Source organism: Natronomonas sp., from assembly GCF_047616845.1.
Classification (GTDB): domain Archaea; phylum Halobacteriota; class Halobacteria; order Halobacteriales; family Haloarculaceae; genus Natronomonas.
The window spans coordinates 1-17,401 of the sequence record NZ_JBLGBY010000050.1; the positions used below are offsets into that span (position 1 = coordinate 1).

At 65.1% G+C, this 17,401-nt stretch carries 23 protein-coding genes; 12 read left to right on the forward strand and 11 right to left on the reverse strand.

Translation table 11 applies throughout. The features are described from left to right. Positions 1-134 precede the first annotated feature (134 nt). Complete coding sequence (gene carA / locus ACI8UR_RS10000; protein WP_411715169.1) at positions 135-1,199, reverse strand: glutamine-hydrolyzing carbamoyl-phosphate synthase small subunit; 1,065 nt, start codon at positions 1,197-1,199, stop codon at positions 135-137. 102 nt (positions 1,200-1,301) lie between these two features. On the opposite strand from carA, the gene ACI8UR_RS10005 reads away from it, so the two are divergent. Both ACI8UR_RS10005 and ACI8UR_RS10010 read left to right on the forward strand, forming a co-directional pair. Beyond that, a complete protein-coding gene (locus tag ACI8UR_RS10005) occupies positions 1,302-1,715 on the forward strand; it encodes an Lrp/AsnC family transcriptional regulator (RefSeq protein WP_411715170.1) in 414 nt (137 codons plus the stop codon). A 49-nt stretch (positions 1,716-1,764) separates the two neighbouring features. Further along, positions 1,765-2,364, forward strand: a complete 600-nt coding sequence (locus ACI8UR_RS10010; RefSeq protein ID WP_411715171.1) for an NUDIX hydrolase — start codon at positions 1,765-1,767, stop codon at positions 2,362-2,364. A 134-nt stretch (positions 2,365-2,498) separates the two neighbouring features. Here the strand turns inward: ACI8UR_RS10010 and ACI8UR_RS10015 are convergent, their stop codons facing one another. Continuing rightward, on the reverse strand, positions 2,499-2,873 hold the full coding sequence (locus ACI8UR_RS10015; RefSeq protein ID WP_411715172.1) for a 30S ribosomal protein S8e: 375 nt from the start codon (positions 2,871-2,873) through the stop codon (positions 2,499-2,501). An 89-nt stretch (positions 2,874-2,962) separates the two neighbouring features. Between ACI8UR_RS10015 and ACI8UR_RS10020 the strand changes: the two genes are divergently transcribed. Continuing rightward, the gene (locus tag ACI8UR_RS10020; RefSeq protein WP_411715173.1) at positions 2,963-3,277 is read left to right on the forward strand and encodes a cupin domain-containing protein; all 315 of its coding nucleotides are present in this window, start codon (positions 2,963-2,965) and stop codon (positions 3,275-3,277) included. Here the strand turns inward: ACI8UR_RS10020 and ACI8UR_RS10025 are convergent, their stop codons facing one another. Then, the gene (locus ACI8UR_RS10025; RefSeq protein WP_411715174.1) at positions 3,278-3,877 is read right to left on the reverse strand and encodes a molybdenum cofactor biosynthesis protein B; all 600 of its coding nucleotides are present in this window, start codon (positions 3,875-3,877) and stop codon (positions 3,278-3,280) included. Positions 3,878-3,982: 105 nt separating this feature from the next. Here ACI8UR_RS10025 and ACI8UR_RS10030 point away from each other — a divergent pair, with 105 nt between their 5' ends. Genes ACI8UR_RS10030 through ACI8UR_RS10040 form a run of 3 tightly spaced genes read left to right on the forward strand, consistent with a single transcriptional unit; the run spans position 3,983 to position 6,646 of the window. Next, entirely contained in the window at positions 3,983-5,038 is a 1,056-nt protein-coding gene (locus ACI8UR_RS10030) for a zinc-binding dehydrogenase (protein ID WP_411715175.1), read from the forward strand. Next, positions 5,031-5,339, forward strand: coding sequence for a hypothetical protein (locus ACI8UR_RS10035; RefSeq protein ID WP_411715176.1), 309 nt, complete (start codon positions 5,031-5,033; stop codon positions 5,337-5,339). Before ACI8UR_RS10030 ends, ACI8UR_RS10035 begins: the two co-directional genes overlap by 8 nt. Before the next feature lie 59 nt (positions 5,340-5,398). Further along, positions 5,399-6,646 carry an MmgE/PrpD family protein gene (locus ACI8UR_RS10040; protein ID WP_411715177.1) on the forward strand — a complete coding sequence of 416 codons (1,248 nt, stop codon included), beginning with the start codon at positions 5,399-5,401 and terminating at the stop codon, positions 6,644-6,646. On the opposite strand, the gene ACI8UR_RS10045 is transcribed toward ACI8UR_RS10040, so the two are convergent. Continuing rightward, positions 6,643-6,825, reverse strand: a complete 183-nt coding sequence (locus ACI8UR_RS10045; RefSeq protein WP_411715178.1) for a hypothetical protein — start codon at positions 6,823-6,825, stop codon at positions 6,643-6,645. The two genes, ACI8UR_RS10040 and ACI8UR_RS10045, sit on opposite strands and share 4 nt — an antisense overlap. 254 nt (positions 6,826-7,079) lie before the next feature. Next, on the reverse strand, positions 7,080-7,784 hold the full coding sequence (locus tag ACI8UR_RS10050) for a helix-turn-helix domain-containing protein (RefSeq protein ID WP_411715179.1): 705 nt from the start codon (positions 7,782-7,784) through the stop codon (positions 7,080-7,082). A 101-nt stretch (positions 7,785-7,885) separates the two neighbouring features. On the opposite strand from ACI8UR_RS10050, the gene ACI8UR_RS10055 reads away from it, so the two are divergent. Genes ACI8UR_RS10055 through ACI8UR_RS10065 form a run of 3 tightly spaced genes read left to right on the forward strand, consistent with a single transcriptional unit; the run spans position 7,886 to position 9,706 of the window. Then, complete coding sequence (locus ACI8UR_RS10055) at positions 7,886-8,533, forward strand: hypothetical protein (protein WP_411715180.1); 648 nt, start codon at positions 7,886-7,888, stop codon at positions 8,531-8,533. Beyond that, a complete protein-coding gene (locus ACI8UR_RS10060) occupies positions 8,533-9,207 on the forward strand; it encodes a metal-dependent hydrolase (RefSeq protein ID WP_411715181.1) in 675 nt (224 codons plus the stop codon). Before ACI8UR_RS10055 ends, ACI8UR_RS10060 begins: the two co-directional genes overlap by 1 nt. Beyond that, positions 9,200-9,706, forward strand: coding sequence for an N-acetyltransferase family protein (locus tag ACI8UR_RS10065; protein WP_411715182.1), 507 nt, complete (start codon positions 9,200-9,202; stop codon positions 9,704-9,706). Before ACI8UR_RS10060 ends, ACI8UR_RS10065 begins: the two co-directional genes overlap by 8 nt. Here ACI8UR_RS10065 and ACI8UR_RS10070 read toward each other — a convergent pair. The 3 genes from ACI8UR_RS10070 to ACI8UR_RS10080 form a co-directional block, all read right to left on the reverse strand. After that, the gene (locus ACI8UR_RS10070) at positions 9,701-10,294 is read right to left on the reverse strand and encodes a hypothetical protein (RefSeq protein ID WP_411715183.1); all 594 of its coding nucleotides are present in this window, start codon (positions 10,292-10,294) and stop codon (positions 9,701-9,703) included. The two genes, ACI8UR_RS10065 and ACI8UR_RS10070, sit on opposite strands and share 6 nt — an antisense overlap. Before the next feature lie 51 nt (positions 10,295-10,345). Further along, the gene (locus tag ACI8UR_RS10075; RefSeq protein WP_415087828.1) at positions 10,346-11,182 is read right to left on the reverse strand and encodes a TatD family hydrolase; all 837 of its coding nucleotides are present in this window, start codon (positions 11,180-11,182) and stop codon (positions 10,346-10,348) included. 66 nt (positions 11,183-11,248) lie between these two features. After that, entirely contained in the window at positions 11,249-11,689 is a 441-nt protein-coding gene (locus ACI8UR_RS10080; protein WP_411715185.1) for an NYN domain-containing protein, read from the reverse strand. An 86-nt stretch (positions 11,690-11,775) separates the two neighbouring features. Here ACI8UR_RS10080 and gcvT point away from each other — a divergent pair, with 86 nt between their 5' ends. From gcvT to ACI8UR_RS10095, 3 genes are all read left to right on the forward strand, one after another. Next, the gene (gene gcvT / locus ACI8UR_RS10085; protein WP_415087829.1) at positions 11,776-12,855 is read left to right on the forward strand and encodes a glycine cleavage system aminomethyltransferase GcvT; all 1,080 of its coding nucleotides are present in this window, start codon (positions 11,776-11,778) and stop codon (positions 12,853-12,855) included. A gap of 86 nt (positions 12,856-12,941) precedes the next feature. Next, positions 12,942-13,325 (forward strand): glycine cleavage system protein GcvH, encoded by a 384-nt coding sequence (gcvH, locus tag ACI8UR_RS10090; protein WP_411716177.1) that lies wholly within the window; start codon positions 12,942-12,944, stop codon positions 13,323-13,325. Between the two features lie 147 nt (positions 13,326-13,472). Beyond that, a complete protein-coding gene (locus ACI8UR_RS10095) occupies positions 13,473-14,426 on the forward strand; it encodes a phytoene/squalene synthase family protein (protein ID WP_415087830.1) in 954 nt (317 codons plus the stop codon). Here ACI8UR_RS10095 and cruF read toward each other — a convergent pair. The 3 genes from cruF to ACI8UR_RS10110 all read right to left on the reverse strand — a co-directional run. After that, positions 14,423-15,250, reverse strand: coding sequence for a bisanhydrobacterioruberin hydratase (gene cruF, locus ACI8UR_RS10100; protein WP_415087831.1), 828 nt, complete (start codon positions 15,248-15,250; stop codon positions 14,423-14,425). The genes ACI8UR_RS10095 and cruF overlap by 4 nt on opposite strands. Continuing rightward, a complete protein-coding gene (locus ACI8UR_RS10105) occupies positions 15,243-16,115 on the reverse strand; it encodes a prenyltransferase (RefSeq protein ID WP_415087832.1) in 873 nt (290 codons plus the stop codon). The genes cruF and ACI8UR_RS10105 overlap by 8 nt, the downstream gene beginning before the upstream one ends. After that, positions 16,112-17,401: phytoene desaturase family protein (locus ACI8UR_RS10110; protein WP_415087833.1), on the reverse strand; the 1,290-nt coding region annotated here is incomplete at its 5' end. The genes ACI8UR_RS10110 and ACI8UR_RS10105, both read right to left, overlap by 4 nt.

The following is a 17,401-nucleotide window of genomic DNA, read 5'->3' on the forward strand; positions in this document are numbered from 1 at the left end:
CCGCGCCCCCCGCGCCCCGGGGCGCGGGCCCCCCCGCGGCTGGAGGGAGGCGCGCATATTTTCCCCAAGTTTTTGCCGAGAACCGGTGTCGAGCGCTTCGCGCTCGACCCGTGTTCTCGTGCAAAAAGTGGGTGTTAGTCAGCGTTCGCCGCCGGTGCCGTCTCGATCAGTTCGACGACATCGTCGAAGAAATCGAGCGTGTCGTGGGGACCGGGGTTCGCTTCGGGGTGGTACTGGCGGGTGATGACATCCAGTTCGTCGCTTTCGAGGCCTTCTGGGGTGTCGTCGTTGACGTTGATTTGTGTCACGTCGAGGTCACCGGGCTCGGCGACCGTGTAGCCGTGGTTCTGGGTCGTCATGACGACCTTGCCGCTGCGGAGATCCTGGACAGGCTGGTTGACACCGCGGTGGCCGAACTCCATCTTCTCGGTTTCGCCGCCGAGCGCCTCGGCGATGACCTGCTGGCCGAGACAGATGCCCGCAAGCGGGGTTTCGCCGACGTACTCCTCGACGAGGGCCGCGGCTTCCTCGAAGTTCTTCGGGTCGCCGGGGCCGTTCGAGATGAAGATGATGTCGGGATCGACGGCGTCGACATCGGCGACCGTCGCGTCGTACGGGAGGATTTCGACCGTCGCGTCCCGTTCGACAAGCGAGGAGATGATAGAACCTTTCGCACCACAGTCGATGAGAGCGACCGTCGGGCCATCGCCGTCGGGGTTGTGCGTGAGGTTCTCATCGACCGAGACCTGCGCGCCGATATCGGTGTGCTCGCTCATGCCCTTACACTCGGCGAGTTCGGCTTTCGCATCCTCGGGGGTCGCGTCGGGGCCAACAGCGATGCCGCATTTCATCGCCCCCTGCTCTCGGATACTGGTCACGAGGTCACGAGTGTCGAGGTGGTCGACCGCGGGGACGCCCTCCTCGGTGAGCCACTCGGCGACATCTTCGGTGAGCTCGCGAGCGACGACGCCGCGTGGGTGAACGCGGTCGGATTCGAAGCGTTCCGCTCGGACGCCGTAGTTGCCGATGAGAGGGTACGAGAAGGTGAGCACCTGCTCCTCGTAGCTCGGGTCGGTGAGCGATTCCTCGTAGCCGGTGTAAGCGGTCGTGAACACCAGTTCGCCGCGAGTGCGACCGGGCGCACGAGCGCGAGCTGTTACGACCTGGCCGTTTTCCAGCGCCACGTAGGCATCCGTCATTACGAGATGCGTATGTCGCACCCCCCAATAACGCTTGTGTTCGAAGATTTGTTACGAATTTCGTAATCGGTAAGTGGGCCGGGCGAAAAGATATCTATCTCGATGGACGACCTCGACCGCCAGATCCTCGCTATCCTCCGCCGAGACTCGCGGACGCCGTATACGGAGATCGCCGACCGCATCGGAACCTCCGAGGGAACGGTTCGTAACCGCGTCGAGCGGCTCCTCGATGAGGGGGTCATCGAGCGGTTTACCGTCGCTACGCGAACGGGGAACGTCAAAGCGATGGTCGAGATCGGCGTTGCCGTCGATGTCGACACCGGCGAGATATCCGAGCGGATGGCCGAATGGATGGAGGTCGATTTCGTCTGGCAGGTCTCCGGCGAGGAGGACATCGTCGTCGTCGTCGATACGACCGACACGGGCACGCTGAACGACCTCATCACGCGTGCGCGGGAACTCGATGAGGTCGTCTCCACGAAGACACGGCTCATCTTGGACGAGAAGCTAGGATAGCCGGCGAGGAGTCGAAGAGTCCTTAACAGCGACACGCCTTTTCCGAGCCATGAGCACGGACGACATCGACCCGGCCGGGTCGAGCGCGGCGGAGGAGGCTTCCGAGGGGCACGAAAACGCCCTCCAGGACGTCATCGCGGTGGATGAAGACGACAACGAGCAGCGACTCGTCAATCGGCTCGACGCCCACACCGGCGACGGTATCCGGCATCGTGCGTTCACGGCGCTCGTCTTCGACGGGAACGGGAACGTGTTGCTCGCACAGCGTGCGCCGAACAAGCGCCTGTGGGACACCCACTGGGACGGGACGGTCGCATCCCACCCCGTCGATGGACAGACCCAGATGGAGGCCACTCGCCAGCGGCTCGAAGAGGAACTCGGAATCGAGCCCTCCCAATACAGCGACCTCCGCGTGACGGACAAATTCGAGTACAAACGCTACTACATGAACGATGGGCTCGAATGGGAGGTCTGTTCGGTGCTACAGTGTACGCTGGATGACCTCTCGATGGAGCCCGACGAGGAGGAGGTTGCGGGACTGATGTGGGTGCCCTACGAGCGCCTCCACGAGCATCCGAAATGGTACCGCCAACTGCGGCTCTGTCCGTGGTTCGAGATCGCGATGCGTCGTGATTTCGACGACGACTGAGACGGATTGTTGTACCAAATTACCGGCGAGCGGCCGGGACGGCTCGGCGTTTGCCGGGAAACGACTACAACAATCCGTATGCTACGGGGCTGACGCTGGCGGCGTGAAGAAGAAAAACCGATTCGGGAGTCCAGTTATTCGTCGAGGAGCACCGCGTTGACCTGCCCGTCCTGACCGGGGCGGGAGGTGACGCGTGCGCGACCGTCGCTCGTCTCGATGATGGCGCCCTTCGTGATGATGTTTCGTCGGACGTAGTTGGGGTTCGAGGGGTTCTCGGCAACGTCCTCGATGTCCGCGCTCACGACGCCGTCGTCGGTGGCGACGTTGGCGACGGATTGTGCGATGGCGCGAACCTTCGTGTTCCCACCGTGGGTTTCGACGATCTTCAGCTTCGCGTCACCGAGTCGGGTCTCCGTCGGGGCCGACCCCATCTCGTGTTTGCGCTTCTTGCGAACCGGGCGACGTCGCCCACCAGTGCGTTTCTTGGCGGATCGCGCGTGGCTCTTCATACTGTACCGGTACCCTGCCGCGTACTTGAATGCCTCGGGTTGGCTGCGTGAGAGTGGGTTCTATGACGGTGGCCACCGGAGGAGTGGACATGTCCCTGAACGAACTGCCGGATATCGACCCGGCGACTGGTGCCGTCGAGACCGCCGAACTGGTCGTCGAAGACGACGTGCTCGTGAAACTGTTCGCGCTCGGGCCGGACAGCGCCTTCGACCCGCACGTCCACGACGACTGTACGAACGTGTTCCACCTGCTTGCGGGAGAGGTCGTCGTCACACAGGGCGACACCGAGGAGACGCTCCAGGCGCCCGCGGTCGTCCACAACCCTCGCGGCGTCGAACACGGCGCGCGAAACGAAAGCGACGAGCGGGCACTGCTGACGGCGAGTCTCTGCCCCCTGCCGTAGCTACTCCGCGTCGGTTTCGTCTTCTTCGTCGGCTTCGCTTTCATCCCGGCGAGCCAACCCGGCGAGGTGTGGCGCCTCCTCGAGGACGATATCTTCGATGCCGAGCCGAACCGCGCTCTCGCTGCCGGGCAGGCAGAAAACCGGCACACCGTTGGCAACGCCGGCCGCAGCGCGCGTGCCGACGACTTTCGTGCTGATTTCGTCGTAGGAGAGTCGTCGGAACAGCTCGCCGAACCCCGGCAGATGCTTGTCGAAGAGTGGCTCGACCGCCTCGATGGTGACGTCGTCGGGCGTGACGCCGGTGCCGCCAGTCGTGACAATGCAGTCGGTGTCCTCGCGGTTGACGAAGCGATTAACGGTGTCCTGCACGCGGTCGTACGTGTCCGGGACGAGTTCGCGAACCGTGACCTCGTGACCGGCCGATTCCACGGCTTCGACGATGGCGTCGCCGGCAGCGTCTTCGTCGATGCTCCGTGAGGAAGAGACCGTCAGAACCGCGAATCCCAGCGATTCGAGGTCGTGCTGGTGGTGGTCGTGGCTGTGCTCTTCGTGTCCGTGGCTGTGCTCCCCATCGTCCGTATCCTCGCCGTGCTTGCTCATGGCCCTCCTTCCGATGGCCGCCGGGTAAAGCCCACCGGACGGTGCCGTGTCAACAGGTTTGCTTCCTCCGCTACTGTTTTGCACCCCGCGTGCGGAAGGCGGGATATGCAGGCAATATTTTACGAGGAACACGGTTCGGCCGACGTACTGGAGTACGGCGGCTTCCCCGACCCGGAGATCGAGGCCGACGAAGTGCTCGTCGACATCAAGGCGGGCGGCCTGAACCACCTCGATGTCTGGACGCGGCGCGGGATGCCGAGCCCCGAAGAACTGCCGCACATTCAGGGCAGCGACGGCGCCGGCGTCGTCAGCGAGGTCGGTGAGCGCGTTACCCGGTTCAAGGAGGGCGACCGCGTCGTCGTCGACCCCGGCCGCTACTGTGGCCAGTGTGAGTTCTGCCGGAAGGGTGAGCAGTCCCTCTGTGTCGATTACAAGATGATGGGCGAACACGTCCGCGGCGTCCACAGCGAACTCGCCGCTGTCCCGGAGGACAACCTCATTGAACTCCCCGAGGACATCGATTTCGTCACCGCGGCCTCCGCGCCGCTCGTCTTCCAGACGGCCTGGCGGATGCTCATCACGCGCGCCGAAATCAAACAATCCGACAGCGTGCTCGTGCTCGGCGCCTCCGGCGGCGTCGGCCACGCCTGCGTCCAGATCGCCGCGAACGAGGGCTGTGAGGTGTGGGCGACGGCCTCCTCCGAGGAGAAACTCGACCACGCTCGTGACTGCGGCGCCGACCACCTCGTCAACTACGAGGAGGAGGACTTCGCCGATGTCATCAAAGAGCAGACGGACGGCCGCGGCGTCGACGTCGTGGTCGATCACATCGGCGAGGCGACGTGGGACAACTCCCTGTCCGTCGCCGCCCGTGGCGGAACGGTCGTCACCTGCGGGGCCACCTCCGGCGTCACGCCGGAGACGAACATCCCGAATGTGTTCTGGAAACAGCTCGACATCCTCGGGTCGACCATGGGCACCCCCGGCGAGATGGACGAGGTCATGGCGAAGGTGTTCGATGGCACCCTCGAACCGTACGTCCGCGAGGTGCTGCCGATGAGCGAGGCCGTCCGCGCCCAGGAGATGCTCGAATCCCGCGAGGGATTCGGCTCCGTCGTTGTCGTGCCCGACAGCGAGTACGACGCCGCCGAGTATGAGTGATAGCTACTCGGGTGACGCAGAGGCGCTCGACGACGCCGACGACTCGGAGAGCCGACAGACCACGCCGGACGACGAGGTGACCGTCCATCCCGACGAGGCCGACCGGGAGTTCGACTACCGTGGGTGGGCGCTCGTGGGCGCCATCTTCCTTGCCTTCCTCGTCATCCCGGGGATCATCTTCCTGTATCCGCACGTCGGGCCCATGCTCGGGCTGACGTTCTGGGACACCTACCTGGCGCTGCCGATGGTGCCCGCGATACTCCTCGGCATCCTGGCGGTATGGGCGACAACGCGGCCCTGACCCCATATCGCCGCGCCGTCACCGAACGTTTTTCCGCATCTGCAGTGTTATTCAACCCCATGCCCTCGACAGCGGAGCTCGCGGCGTTCGCCACGGACGTGACCTACGACCGTCTCCCGACGGAGATACGGGAGGCGGCGAAACGCCGGATTCTGGACGCCGTCGGCATCGGCATAGGTAGTATCGGCGAGGGGCCGACCGACGCGATTCGCCGCACCGTCACCACCCAGAACGTCACCGGCCGAAGCCGGCTGTGGGGGTCAGACCTCAGCGCGGCGCCGCCCGACGCGGCGCTGTACAACGGCGCCCTCGTCGAAGTCGGTAACGGCGCCGTTTTCCTCGCACCGACGTTCGGGTCGGCACACGGGCCGGCGGCCGCTATCCTCGCTGCCGCCGAGGCCCGAAGCGTCCCCGGCGAGGCCGTCCTCGCTGGGTTAGCTGTCGCCTACGAGATTCACGGCGAACTGGCCTGGAACGCGCCAATCGACGATTTCCATCCAGCCACCCACTCTGCCATTGCGGCCGCCGCCGGTGCTGGCCGCACGATGGAGCTCGACGAGGAACAGCTCGCGAGCGCCATCGGCCTGGCGGCCAGCAGAGCCACACTCGCCGTCGGCGACGAGGAACACGCCCCGCTGGCGGTCGGCACGGCCGCGCTCTCGGCAGTGTACGCCTGCCTGCTCGCAGAGGGCGGCGTCGTCGGCCCGGAGTCGGTCGAAAGCCCCGACAGCTGGCAGGATATCGTCGGCCCGTTCGACGTGGATTTAGATCCCGGCTGCGAGCGGGTCACCGACGCCGCGTTCCGGCCGTACGACGCCCACCCCTACGCCCAGCCGGCTATCGAAGCCGCTATCGACCTCTCGGGCGATGCCGCGCTCGATCCGGCCGAAATCGACACCGTCAGCGTCGAGACGTTCGCCGACGCAGTGCCCGAAATCGATTCGATGGCGCTCGCAGCCGCCCTCGTCGACCGCGACGTAGCCGTCCACCCGGGCGACCGGGCCGACCTCGAGCCGGTCGCTGACGCCGTCGAACTGCACGCCGTGGCGGAACTGGACGAGCGTGCGGAGAACGGCGAAGTGCCAGCCCGCGTCATCGTGACCTGCGTCGACGGATCGGTACACGAAGGGGCCCGACAGTGGTTCACGGGGCATCCGGCCACGCCGGAGTCGTGGGGCGACGTCGAAGAGAAGTTCCACGCGCTGGCCGACTCACGGTACGACCCGGAGCGCCGGACGAAAATCGTCGACACGGTTCGGGGCCTGGAGGCCGAAACGGCCGCCGAGCTGTCGCGACTGCTCGATTAAACTTCCGAAGGGGGCTCTTCTGGCGCGTCTGCCGACGGCGCCGCGACGACCGTTCCGCAGGTTCGGGCGTAGTGGCGGAGTCGGGCTCTGGAGATGCCGGCCCGCCGAGCCGCCTCGGCCTCTGACAGCGTGCCGGTCACGTGCAGTGCCACCGCCGTCCGAACACGGTCGACGTTCATCGTACGGATATGCATATCTATCCGGCACCGTAAAACTTTCTCCGAGAAATAAAGACGTTTACTGTGGTGATAGCGTAGATACTTTAGTACCAAAATCGATGCCACACTACCTGCCGGTGGTTTTGAGGCTGTTCAGGGTTCGGTTACCAGCAGAAACACGGCACTCGTCGCCTCATACGGATTGTTGTAGTCGTTCCCCGGCAAACGCCGAGCCGTCCCGGCCGCTCGCTGGTAATTTGGTACAACAATCCGTCTCAGGGGAAGTCCCGAAGCGCATCGAGCAGCGAATCGAGCGGTTTCGTCGTCGTCGCAAGCGAGACGCCGTCGGCGCGGGCCAGCGCCGGCGCGTGTTCCCAGAGGTCGTCGCGCTCGATGCCGTGCAGCACGACCGCAGACGGCGTCGGGGTGACGACCCGGAGTGCGACAAGCGGTGATTCCCCGCGCGTGACGTTCGTGAAGACGAGCGCCCGGTTCGTCGACTGGCCGTAGAGCCGGTAGAACTCCTCGCTGGAGAGGCGTTTGATGGCTTCGACGCTGTTGATGACGGTGTGTCCCGCGATGGTGTCGGCCTGGCCGGGAACGACCGTCTCGGCATCGATGGTCTGGTAGAACCGCGAAAGCGGGGCCGTCGCCGAATACTCCCGAAGGTCGTAGACGACCTCCTTGTCGAAGCCCGCGGAGATGACGCGGGCGTGCTGGCGGACGCGGTCGCCGCCGCGGCGCTCGTCGACATCCAGAAGGCCCTCGACGACGCGCCGGACGACTTGGATACCGGGGTTCTCACGGCGCCCGCTTTCGTAATCGGAGATGACCGACGCCGACACGTCGAGTTCATCGGCGAGCGTCGTCTGGGCGACGTCGAACTCCTCGCGCCACTTCCGGAGGGTCGCGCCGGGGTCGTCGGAAAGCGTCACCTCGCCGGCGATGCGCTCGGCGAGTTCCGCACGCGGGTCGCGCATGCCCGACAGAAACACACCCGAGGGTATAAGCGTGCCTTCGTCAGGTCGCACTCGCCCCCTCGCCCGCGAACTTATGCCCGCTCGGGCGTTGCATCACGGTAATGCCGCCGACTCTCGTCAATGTGGCTGTCGGCATCCTCCTCGGTGTCGCCCTGCTCGGGGCGGCCTTCGACCGACACTCCATCGCCATCGTCGCGGCCGTCGCCGGGATTCCCGACCTCGACGCCGTCATCAGCCTCGTCGTGCCCGGCGCGACGAACGCCGCTCTGCATACGCTTTTCATACCTGCTATCGCCGCGGCGCTGCTCTACTACGACACCGAACACCGGGCCGATTCGTGGCTCCGGCGTCGGTACGGCTGGTACGGCGTCCGCGTGGCCTGGGTTGCCATCGCCGCTTACGCCGTTGCTGGCATTGGCCTCGACCTGTTCAACATCGAAAGCGCCGCCGCGCTCTACCCGGTGTCCGACCGCTACTACTCCATCGTCGGGCGGTTCATCCTCTCGACACAGGAGGGAGTCATCCAGACGTACATCGAGGTTGCCGACGGCTGGCTGAAGGTTGCCTCGCCGGGGACGACCGAGACACACCACGTCAACACCTGGATCAACCCGACGCCCGGTACCGGCAATCCGGCGGGCGTGGAACGGAACATCCGCATCGTCGATTCAGGCTGGCAGTTCGTGCTCGTGGTAACGGCTGTAGCCGCCGTGCCCGCCAAGTATCTGATCGAACGAGGTGACGTCTGATGCCCTCGACAGTCGTCCACGTCTCGGTGGCGTTTCTCATCGCGGTCGGTCTGCTCGGGAAGTACTACGACCGGCGCGCGCTGGGGCTCATCCTCCTCATCCTGCTGTTCCCGGAGACCGACACGTTGGCTGGGTGGGTGCTCGACGGCGCCCATCGAGCGCTTTTCCATAGCCTCGTCCTCGCGGCCGCCGTCGGAGTCGTTCTCTACTGGGACACCACTGGGGAGGAATCGTGGCTTCGGGAACGAATCGGCCCCGACGGCGTCCGTGTCCTGTGGGTCGGGCTCTTCGTGCACGTCTTCGCCCACCTCGCGCTCGATTGGGCACATCTCGATGGAATCAACGTGTTCTACCCGCTCTCCGACCGCTTCTTCCGTATCGAGGGTGAGATGTACCTCTCGACGGCCGATGGGTTCGTCCAGACGTTCATCGAGGTCGCAACCAATCCCGAGACTGGCCAACAGTCCATCGACGCTGGGCAAGGCGGGACGACGAAGAATACCCACGTATCGAGTCCGGTCGACCCCTCGTCCGCCCCCGAGCCCCAGCAGGTCGACCGCCGGGCGCCCATCGCCGTGCAGGGGTGGCAACTGTACCTCATCGTCGCGGGCGCGTTCACGCTCGTCGCAAAGCAGTTACAGTCGTCGCCGCGTTCGGAACCGAACGATGAGTGAGTCACACGAGGTTCGCCCCTACGACGCCGACGCCGCGGTCGACCGAGAGGCGCTGTGGGAACACAAAACGGCCTTCGAAACCGGCCTCGGAAGCGGCACGGGCGACGACGAGAAGGCGGCGAAGTACGAATCGAAACTGACCGATGCGTACCGCGACCGGTGGCTGGAGTGGGTCGACCGCTGTGTCGCCGACGAGCCACGGTGTGTGACGCTTGCCGAAGCGGACGGAGAGACCGTCGGCTACGTGTTCGTCCTGCCGGAACGGCTCTCGTTCCTCTGGGATGCGGCCGTCATCAACGAACTCTACGTCGCGCCGGAATATCGCGGCACGGGCGTCGCGGACGCCCTCATCGATGCCGCCATCGTGCTGGCGCGTGACCAGCAGCTCCCACTCGATAGGCTGCTTCTCGACGTCGACCCGGACAACGAGCGCGCCTACGCCTTCTACGAGCGGCACGGCTTCGAGCCGTGGGGCGAAATCATCGCCCGCGAGTTATGAGGTCTCTCGGAGGGCAGGCTCCTCTTCGGCCGTGTTGGCCGCGATAACGCCGCCGATGGCACCGAACACGACGGGGAAGACGAGGCCAGCGAGGAGGATGGCCGGAACGAGGTCAGGGTTGCCGGTCGTCCCGCCCGCGGATATCTCGAAGAGGAAGACGCCGACAATGGACAGTACGAGGTAGCCGATAGCGGCGAGCGCGCCGGCGATTGCGCCATCGTTCGTCTCGGTGACGCCTTGCGACCGGCCGATGGCGAGTCCAGCTCCGACGAGTAACGCGGGCGGGAGGACGTACAGAAGCGCCGTGAAGCCGTCTTCGCCGCCGATGTAGTTCGCGGGAAGCACCGACGCACCGATGCCACCAGTGTAGACGATATCGACGAAATGGGCGTTGTAGAACACCCAACCGACGAGTTCGTAGGTCGCGGGGTCACCCTCGAACGCCTCGATGAACCGATTGAGCCCCGAGTTCCGGAGGTCGCTCCCCGCGAGCAGGTACGTGAACACGTAGCCGAGTATCCACGCAGCGATTCCCGCGACGGCACCCGGAACGAGCGGCAGGTCGTCGGTATCTACGTTCGTCGACATATCCCCACCCACGATTGGATATAAAAAGAATGTTACGGCAGTGTAACCGGGTTACTCGAGTGTCGCTTCCGTGTCCACTCCGTAGACGCGGGCGGGCGTTTCGACGTGGGCGCGGTACAGCGGCGCCTCGTATCCCTTCTCGGCGAGCCACTTCGTGCGGTTCGGTACCGTTTTCGGGCCGAACACCGCGCCCGGTCGATCAGGGTCATCGATGAAATCCGTCTCCATGAAGAACGGCCAATCACCGTCGCAGGCGCGTTCGAGTTCGTCCTTGTCCGCGATGACGCTCGGAATCGGGCCCTCGATGTGGCCGTTCGAGTAGTGTTTGACGACCTGCTCGCGGGGCAGTCCCTCGGCTTCGGCCCACTCGATAACCTCGCGGAACTCCTCGCCGCCTTCGGTGTGGAGCTGGACGGCACAGCCGACCTCCGCGCCGCGGGCGAAGGCGTGTCGCATCACCTCGTTCGAGGCGTCCCACACGTCGTCGCTTACGTCGTAGTGCGGACGGCCGGATTTGATCGCCAAAGCGGGCCCCTCGGCGACGTATTCGGCCGCCACGTCGATGCCGGTTTTCATGAGGTCGGCCGCCTCATCGGGGTCGTAGCCGCGGTCGATGAGCTGGGAGACGAGCGCCGGGTGGACGCCAAGCACGGGCCAGGCCCGCCCGGGAACGATGGCGTCGGCCTCCTCGGTTTCGCCGGTGGTGAGATCGAACGTCTCACGGAAGTCGTCGGCCCCGTCGACGTCACCGACGAGATGCCAGGAGGGTTTGTTCAGCACGTTCAGATGCGTTCCGCCGACGTTGGCGAACTCCTCGGCGGCCTCGGCACCGCGTCCGTTGACCGGGTCGAGATGGAGGTGATTGTCGAGAATCGGGCCGTCGTACATACACGCGGGTTCGACCGGCGCGTCCAAAAGCGGTGCGCTATCGTCGAGAAGGCCGGTTCGGGCGCCTCACTCCAGCGTGACTTCGTCGTGGGCGGCGTTCCGCAGCGCATCGGAGCGGCCGTGTGTGCCGGGGGCGACCGCGACCGTCCTGAGGCCGCGCTTCGCGGCGGTTTCGAGGACGGGCTTGAAATCCGTATCCCGGGAGACGACGATGATGGTGTCGATCTGTTCGGCGACGGCCGTCTCGACCGCGTCGACGGCGAGTTTCACGTCGACATCGCCGCTCGTCGTCACGACCTCGAAGCCGCGCGCCTCGGCGGCCTGGATGAGGCCGCCGCTCGCGTTCTCGTCGACGTAGACGCGGGCGACCGCGACAGTGCCCTCCTCCCGCGCGAGCGCCCGGAGGTCATCGAGGTCGACGTCGAACTCCGCGCGGAAGACGTTCGGCCCATCGACGAAGATGCCGACGCGGGTCGTTCCGCCGCGAAGCCTGTCGAGGAGTCCCATACCGAGACTCCACCCGGCTCGACTAAAGCGGTGTTGGTCCGACGGACTCCCGAACTACTTACTCCCCTCGCATCGACGCGTCGGATATGTCTCTGCGAACGCCGCCGCTGGCCGATGTCCACGCCGACGCCGGCGCGAAACTCACCGAGTTCGGCGGTTGGGAGATGCCCGTCGAATTCGATTCCATCCGCGAGGAACACGAAGCCGTCCGAACGGCGGTCGGGAAGTTCGACGTCTCGCACATGGGCCAGATCGAGGTGTACGGCCCCGATGCGACGGAACTGCTGAACCGGCTCACGACCAACGACGTGGCCGCGCTCGACCCGGGTGACGCGCAGTATTCGGCCATCACCGACGAACGCGGCGATATGCTCGATGATACGGTCGTGTATCGGCTCCCGGAGGACGGCTACCTCTTCATTCCAAACGCTGGCCACGACGAGGGGATGTACGACCGCTGGGTCGACCACGCCGAGGAGTGGGGACTCGACGCCGCTGTGGACAACGTGACCACGGCGTACGGAATGGTCGCCCTGCAGGGCCCCGACGCCCTCTCGCTCCTGGGCGACCACTGCGAAGCGCCGGGCGATATCTCACGGTTCACCGCGGAATACCGCGACATCGCGGGCGTCGAATGTCTCGTCGCCCGCACCGGCTACACCGGCGAGGATGGCGTCGAACTGCTCTTCGACGCCGACGACTCCGAGGCCGTCTGGTCGACGCTTGCGTGCCAGCCCTGTGGCCTCGGCGCCCGCGACACGCTCCGCCTGGAGGCCGGCTTCCTCCTCTCGGGGCAGGATTTCGACATTGAGGAGAATGCGCGGAACCCCTACGAGGCGGACATCGGGTTCGTCGTCGACCTCGATACCGATTTCGTCGGCTGGGATGCACTCGAACGCGCGAGGGAGACGGGCGTCGACGAGAAACTGGTCGGGTTCCGACTCCAGGAACGCGGCATCGCCCGCCACGGATACGATATCGCCGTCGATGGCGACGTGGTCGGCACAGTCACGAGCGGAACAATGAGCCCGACTCTCGGCGACGCAATCGGCCTCGGATACGTGCCCGTCGCATACACCGACCCCGGAACCGAACTTGACGTGCTAGTTCGGGGCCGCGAGAAACACGCCGAAGTCGAGTCGCTGCCGTTCTACGAGCGGGAGTGAGTCGGGGCGACGGACACAGACAGTCGCCCCCCAGCCAAACACTCGGAGTAGAAACCACTACAAGCCCGACCACAGATATCACAGCTATGGACTTCGACGTACCGGACGACTGTCGGTATCTGGAATCACACGAGTGGGCGCGACAGGAGGACGGCACTGTTCGCGTCGGTATCACGGATTTCGCGCAGGACGAACTCGGTGACGTGGTGTTCGTCGAGTTGCCGGCGGTCGGCGACGCCATCGAGCAGAACGGGGAGTTCGGCGTCATCGAATCCATCAAAGCCGTTTCCGACCTCTACTCGCCCGTTTCGGGCGAGGTCGTCGCCATCAACGAAGCGCTGTTCGACGCGCCCGAGCTCGTCAACGAGGCGCCCTTCGAGGACGGCTGGATGCTCGAGGTCGAACTCGAAGACGAGAGCGACCTCGACGCGCTGCTTTCGCCGGAGGAGTACGAAGCCCAGATCGCCTGACCACCGCGACGGTTACTCGATTCTTCCCCCCTAAAATAAGCTCGTATACACCCGATAGGTTGCCGGAATCAGCCGATAGCGGGCCTGACAACGCCTTCCGACTCACAAACACCTAAGGTGTATCCGGCCGTCATAACGAGCCAATTGATGGTCGATGACATCCAGCTCGCGGAGAGCAAGTCCATCCACCGAAAAACCGGGAAGACGTTCTATTTCGCTACCCGGCTGCTCCCCGAACGGGTTCGCCATTCGACGTACGTCCTGTATGCGTTCTTCCGGGTCGCAGACGAGGTCGTCGACAACCCGGACGGTCGGTCGCCGGCCGAACAGCGACAGCGGTTAGAGGAAATCGAAGCAGCGGCCCTCGGCCGTGAGCCGACCGACGACCCCGTCCTGTCGGCGTTCTCCGAGGTGCGGTCGGCCTACGGCATCCCCGACGAGGAAGTCGAAATCTTCATCGACGCGATGGCGACCGATATAGAGAAATCCCGCTACGAGAGCTACGAGGAACTGGAGTCGTACATGCGCGGGTCGGCGGCCGCCGTCGGCGTGATGATGACCTACATCATGGAGACCGACGAGATGGAGGCGGCGCTGCCGGCCGCCCGGAAGCTGGGTGAGGCGTTCCAGCTGTCGAACTTCCTCCGGGATATCCGCGAGGACGTCGTCGACCGCGACCGCATCTATCTCCCCCGTGAGACGCTGGAGGCGCACAATGCCGACATCGAGGATATCGAATCGCTCGAATACACCGACGAGACCGGCGCCGCAATCGAACAGGAACTCCGGCGTGCAGAACAGCTGTATCGGGACGGGGTTGCTGGCATCAAATACCTCCCCCGGGACTGCCAGTTGTCCGTGCTGACCGCCGCGGTGCTGTACGCCGACCACCACCGACTCATCCGGGAGCGGGGGTACGACACTGTCTCCGAGACGCCGTCGCTCGGGACGCTGCGGAAAATCGCGCTCGTGGCGCGAACACGGTGGCACTGGCTGTGGACGGACGAACCCGAAGCCGTCTTCGCGACGGTCAGTGCCGTCCCGGTGGCTGGTGACCACCGTACCGAACACCCGCCGAACGAACCGGCACCGACCCGTTAACGCGACGGGAAGTCGAAGCGGTCGATTCTCCAGAGTGCAGCGCCGTAGCCGACGGAGAGCACCGCCGGAATCCAGTTGCCGAAGTAGACGTTGATGACGCCCCAGAGGATGACGAAGCTGACCATATCGTCGAGCATGAATCCGCAGGCCTCAAGCCGGGAGAGAAGCCGCTCTCGGTCGAAGGCGGCATCGAGCACGAGCACGGCGACGGTCGCCGACAGAATCCAGCCGGCGTAGTTGAGCCACGGAACGCCGTAGTAGGCGCCGCCGGCCTCGTACGTCCAGAAGCCGACCGCGACGGCAGCGGGGTCGAGCACGAAATCCATCCCGACGACGGCTACGATGACGGCGGGCACCCGAATCACAGTGCGGCGTGCGGCCTCGCCGAGCACCAACAGACAGAGCAGATACGCGTTCATCACCAAGGGGAGGAAGAACAGCGGTAGGGCCGCTGGAACCGCGCCCGCGACCATCGGCCCGAGGTCGATACCGTACTCGAACACGCCGTACGGATAGCCGGTCAACACACCGATGAACTCGATGCCGTACGTGTACGCCCCGAGTGCGCCGAGGCCGGCGGTCGCCTTGCGGGTGACGAGGGGGGCGACGCCAGCGATGAGCGGCAGCCGCATCACGGCGATGCCGAACAGGATGAAGTAGGGGTTGAAACTGAGCGGGTCGGGCAGAAGCCCCTCCGCCGAAGCCAGAAGCGTGATGGCGCCGAGCGTGGGGAAGACGACAGCGATGGTAAAGCGGTTCTCGGTGACGAGGTCGTCGAGTCGGCGCTCGACCCGAGCGCGGGCCGGCAGGTCGACGCTAGCCATACAGCATCACCCACAAAGCGGCGAGAGTGAACACCATCCCGACAGCGGTATTGAGTGCGGGGAACCACCAGTAGGCCCGAGCCACGTCCACGTCCGCGAGAGCGATAGTGGTGACGAACACCGGATAGACGGCGAGCAGAGCGCCGAAGAACGGATGCACGAGTGCGAAGACGGCCGCCGCCGCCACCCAGCAGAGCGCACAGTAGCCGTAGGTTCGGGATTCACCGAGGACGGTCGCAGTCGTCTGAATGCCCGCTTCCCTGTCCGGTTCGATATCGGGGATGGCGGAGAACGTGTGCATCCCCATCGCCCACAGCCAGGCGCCGGCGATGGCGAAAAGCGGTGGTGCCGTCCCCGCGAGGGCCGAGTAGGCGACGACGCCCGGCAAGATGTACAGGCCGTTCGAGAGGGAGTCAAGGAACGGCGTCGTCTTGAACCGCAGCGGCGGCGCGCTGTACTCCACGGACAGCAAGAGGAACGCGACCATCCCGACGACGCCAGCGGGCGGCAGGAACGGGAGGAACGCGAGGCCGAGCACTCCCGAGACGGCGACGAGTGCAGGGACGAGTCGGCCGCCCTGATAGCGTACCTCTCGCTCGTCTTTCTTCGGGTTCTCAGCGTCGACGTCGGCGTCGAACACGTCGTTAACACCGTAAAGGAACACGTTCGCAGGGAGGAGAAAGTACGCGAAAAGCGCCACCGTAAGCGGCGCGAACAGTTCCGCGGTCGATGTGGCGGCGTAGGCGACGCCGACGATGACCGGGCCAGCGAGGTAGAACCAGAAGCGCGGCCGGGACATCCGGATAACGTAGCCCGTCGGCGTCTCCTCGCTCGGCAGTGCACGGTCGAGGACGGGATCGGTCATCGGGCGTCGTCGAGCAGTGCGTCAGCGGTGTGTTGGCCGCTGATGAGACACATCGGGACGCCGATGCCGGGCGTCGTGTACGACCCCGTGAAGTAGAGGCCGGGGCAGGCATCGGAGCGGTGCGGCGGGCGAAGCAGCGCGGTCTGTCGGAGCGTGTGTGCCATCCCGAGTGCCGTGCCTTTCGTGCTGTTGTAGCGGTCGGCGAACTCCGAGACGGAGAACAGCTCCTCGAAGACGATGCGGTCGTGGAGTTCGACGCCGGTGTTCTCCGCGATGTCGTCGAGGACGAGGTCGCGGTACCACGTTCGGGTCTCCTCGGTATCGTCGAGACCGGGCGCGATGGGCACGAGCGCAAAGAGGTTCGAGTGCCCCTCCGGCGCCACGCTGTCGTCGGTTTTCGACGGCACGCAGAGGTAGTAGGCCGGGTCTTCGGGCCAGGCCGGGTCGTCGAAGATCTGCTCGAAGTGGTTCTCCCAATCGGTCGGGAGGACGAGCGTGTGGTGTTCGAGCGGCTCGACATCGCCTTCAACGCCGAGATACAGCAGGAACGCGGAGGGTGCGTACGTGCGAGACGCCCAGTATTCCTCGTCGTACTGGCGTTCGTGTTCCGGCAGGAGTTCCTGCTCGGTGTGGGCGTAGTCGGCGTCGCTGACGACGAAGTCGGCGTCGAAATCGCCGGCAGCCGATTCCACGGTGAAGCCGTCCTTGCGGTTGATGATTTCGGACACTTCAGCGTCGGTGACGTAGTCGACGCCGAGGGAATCGCCCAGCTCCACGCAGGCGTCGACGACCGACCGGAGGCCGTTCTCCGGGTAGTGGACGCCGAGGTTGAAATCGACGTGGCTCATCATGTTGTAGATGGCAGGGGTGTTGTTCGGCGCGCCGCCGAGGAACACGAGTGAGTACTGCATGATCTGCTTGAGCTTGGGATGCTCGAAGTAGTCGGCCACGTAGTCGTCCATCGTGCCGAGCAACTGGAGGCCGATGGGTGCGGCGCGCATCACGTCGAGGTCAACCCAGTCACGCAGGCGCGGGCGGTCGGTGTAGACGAAATTCTCCATCGCCACCTCGTAGTGGGTCTCGGACGTGTCGAGATACGCATCGAGCGCCTCGCCGGCGCCGGGTTCGTACGCTTCGAACACGTCGCGCATCTCGTCGCGGTCTGAGGTCACTGCGATGCTGTCGCCGTCCTTAAAGAAGACGCGGTAGTGGGGATCGAGCGCTTCGAGGTCGTAGAACTCCGTCGGTGCCGTATCGAAATGCGAGAAGAACCGCTCGAAGACGTC

What these genes read in the sequence shown, in the direction of transcription:
- ACI8UR_RS10050 (WP_411715179.1), bottom strand. Translation starts at nt 7,784, where the DNA reads ATGCGCGACCCGCGTGCGGAACTCGCCGAGCGCATCGCCGGCGAGGTG.
- ACI8UR_RS10095 (WP_415087830.1), top strand. Translation starts at nt 13,473, where the DNA reads ATGGTCGATGACATCCAGCTCGCGGAGAGCAAGTCCATCCACCGAAAA.
- ACI8UR_RS10040 (WP_411715177.1), top strand. Translation starts at nt 5,399, where the DNA reads ATGCCCTCGACAGCGGAGCTCGCGGCGTTCGCCACGGACGTGACCTAC.
- ACI8UR_RS10010 (WP_411715171.1), top strand. Translation starts at nt 1,765, where the DNA reads ATGAGCACGGACGACATCGACCCGGCCGGGTCGAGCGCGGCGGAGGAG.
- ACI8UR_RS10020 (WP_411715173.1), top strand. Translation starts at nt 2,963, where the DNA reads ATGTCCCTGAACGAACTGCCGGATATCGACCCGGCGACTGGTGCCGTC.
- cruF (WP_415087831.1), bottom strand. Translation starts at nt 15,250, where the DNA reads ATGGCTAGCGTCGACCTGCCGGCCCGCGCTCGGGTCGAGCGCCGACTC.
- ACI8UR_RS10045 (WP_411715178.1), bottom strand. Translation starts at nt 6,825, where the DNA reads ATGAACGTCGACCGTGTTCGGACGGCGGTGGCACTGCACGTGACCGGC.
- ACI8UR_RS10065 (WP_411715182.1), top strand. Translation starts at nt 9,200, where the DNA reads ATGAGTGAGTCACACGAGGTTCGCCCCTACGACGCCGACGCCGCGGTC.
- ACI8UR_RS10005 (WP_411715170.1), top strand. Translation starts at nt 1,302, where the DNA reads ATGGACGACCTCGACCGCCAGATCCTCGCTATCCTCCGCCGAGACTCG.
- ACI8UR_RS10015 (WP_411715172.1), bottom strand. Translation starts at nt 2,873, where the DNA reads ATGAAGAGCCACGCGCGATCCGCCAAGAAACGCACTGGTGGGCGACGT.
- ACI8UR_RS10075 (WP_415087828.1), bottom strand. Translation starts at nt 11,182, where the DNA reads ATGTACGACGGCCCGATTCTCGACAATCACCTCCATCTCGACCCGGTC.
- ACI8UR_RS10055 (WP_411715180.1), top strand. Translation starts at nt 7,886, where the DNA reads ATGCCGCCGACTCTCGTCAATGTGGCTGTCGGCATCCTCCTCGGTGTC.
- carA (WP_411715169.1), bottom strand. Translation starts at nt 1,199, where the DNA reads ATGACGGATGCCTACGTGGCGCTGGAAAACGGCCAGGTCGTAACAGCT.
- ACI8UR_RS10030 (WP_411715175.1), top strand. Translation starts at nt 3,983, where the DNA reads ATGCAGGCAATATTTTACGAGGAACACGGTTCGGCCGACGTACTGGAG.
- gcvH (WP_411716177.1), top strand. Translation starts at nt 12,942, where the DNA reads ATGGACTTCGACGTACCGGACGACTGTCGGTATCTGGAATCACACGAG.
- ACI8UR_RS10025 (WP_411715174.1), bottom strand. Translation starts at nt 3,877, where the DNA reads ATGAGCAAGCACGGCGAGGATACGGACGATGGGGAGCACAGCCACGGA.
- ACI8UR_RS10080 (WP_411715185.1), bottom strand. Translation starts at nt 11,689, where the DNA reads ATGGGACTCCTCGACAGGCTTCGCGGCGGAACGACCCGCGTCGGCATC.
- gcvT (WP_415087829.1), top strand. Translation starts at nt 11,776, where the DNA reads ATGTCTCTGCGAACGCCGCCGCTGGCCGATGTCCACGCCGACGCCGGC.
- ACI8UR_RS10070 (WP_411715183.1), bottom strand. Translation starts at nt 10,294, where the DNA reads ATGTCGACGAACGTAGATACCGACGACCTGCCGCTCGTTCCGGGTGCC.
- ACI8UR_RS10035 (WP_411715176.1), top strand. Translation starts at nt 5,031, where the DNA reads ATGAGTGATAGCTACTCGGGTGACGCAGAGGCGCTCGACGACGCCGAC.
- ACI8UR_RS10105 (WP_415087832.1), bottom strand. Translation starts at nt 16,115, where the DNA reads ATGACCGATCCCGTCCTCGACCGTGCACTGCCGAGCGAGGAGACGCCG.
- ACI8UR_RS10060 (WP_411715181.1), top strand. Translation starts at nt 8,533, where the DNA reads ATGCCCTCGACAGTCGTCCACGTCTCGGTGGCGTTTCTCATCGCGGTC.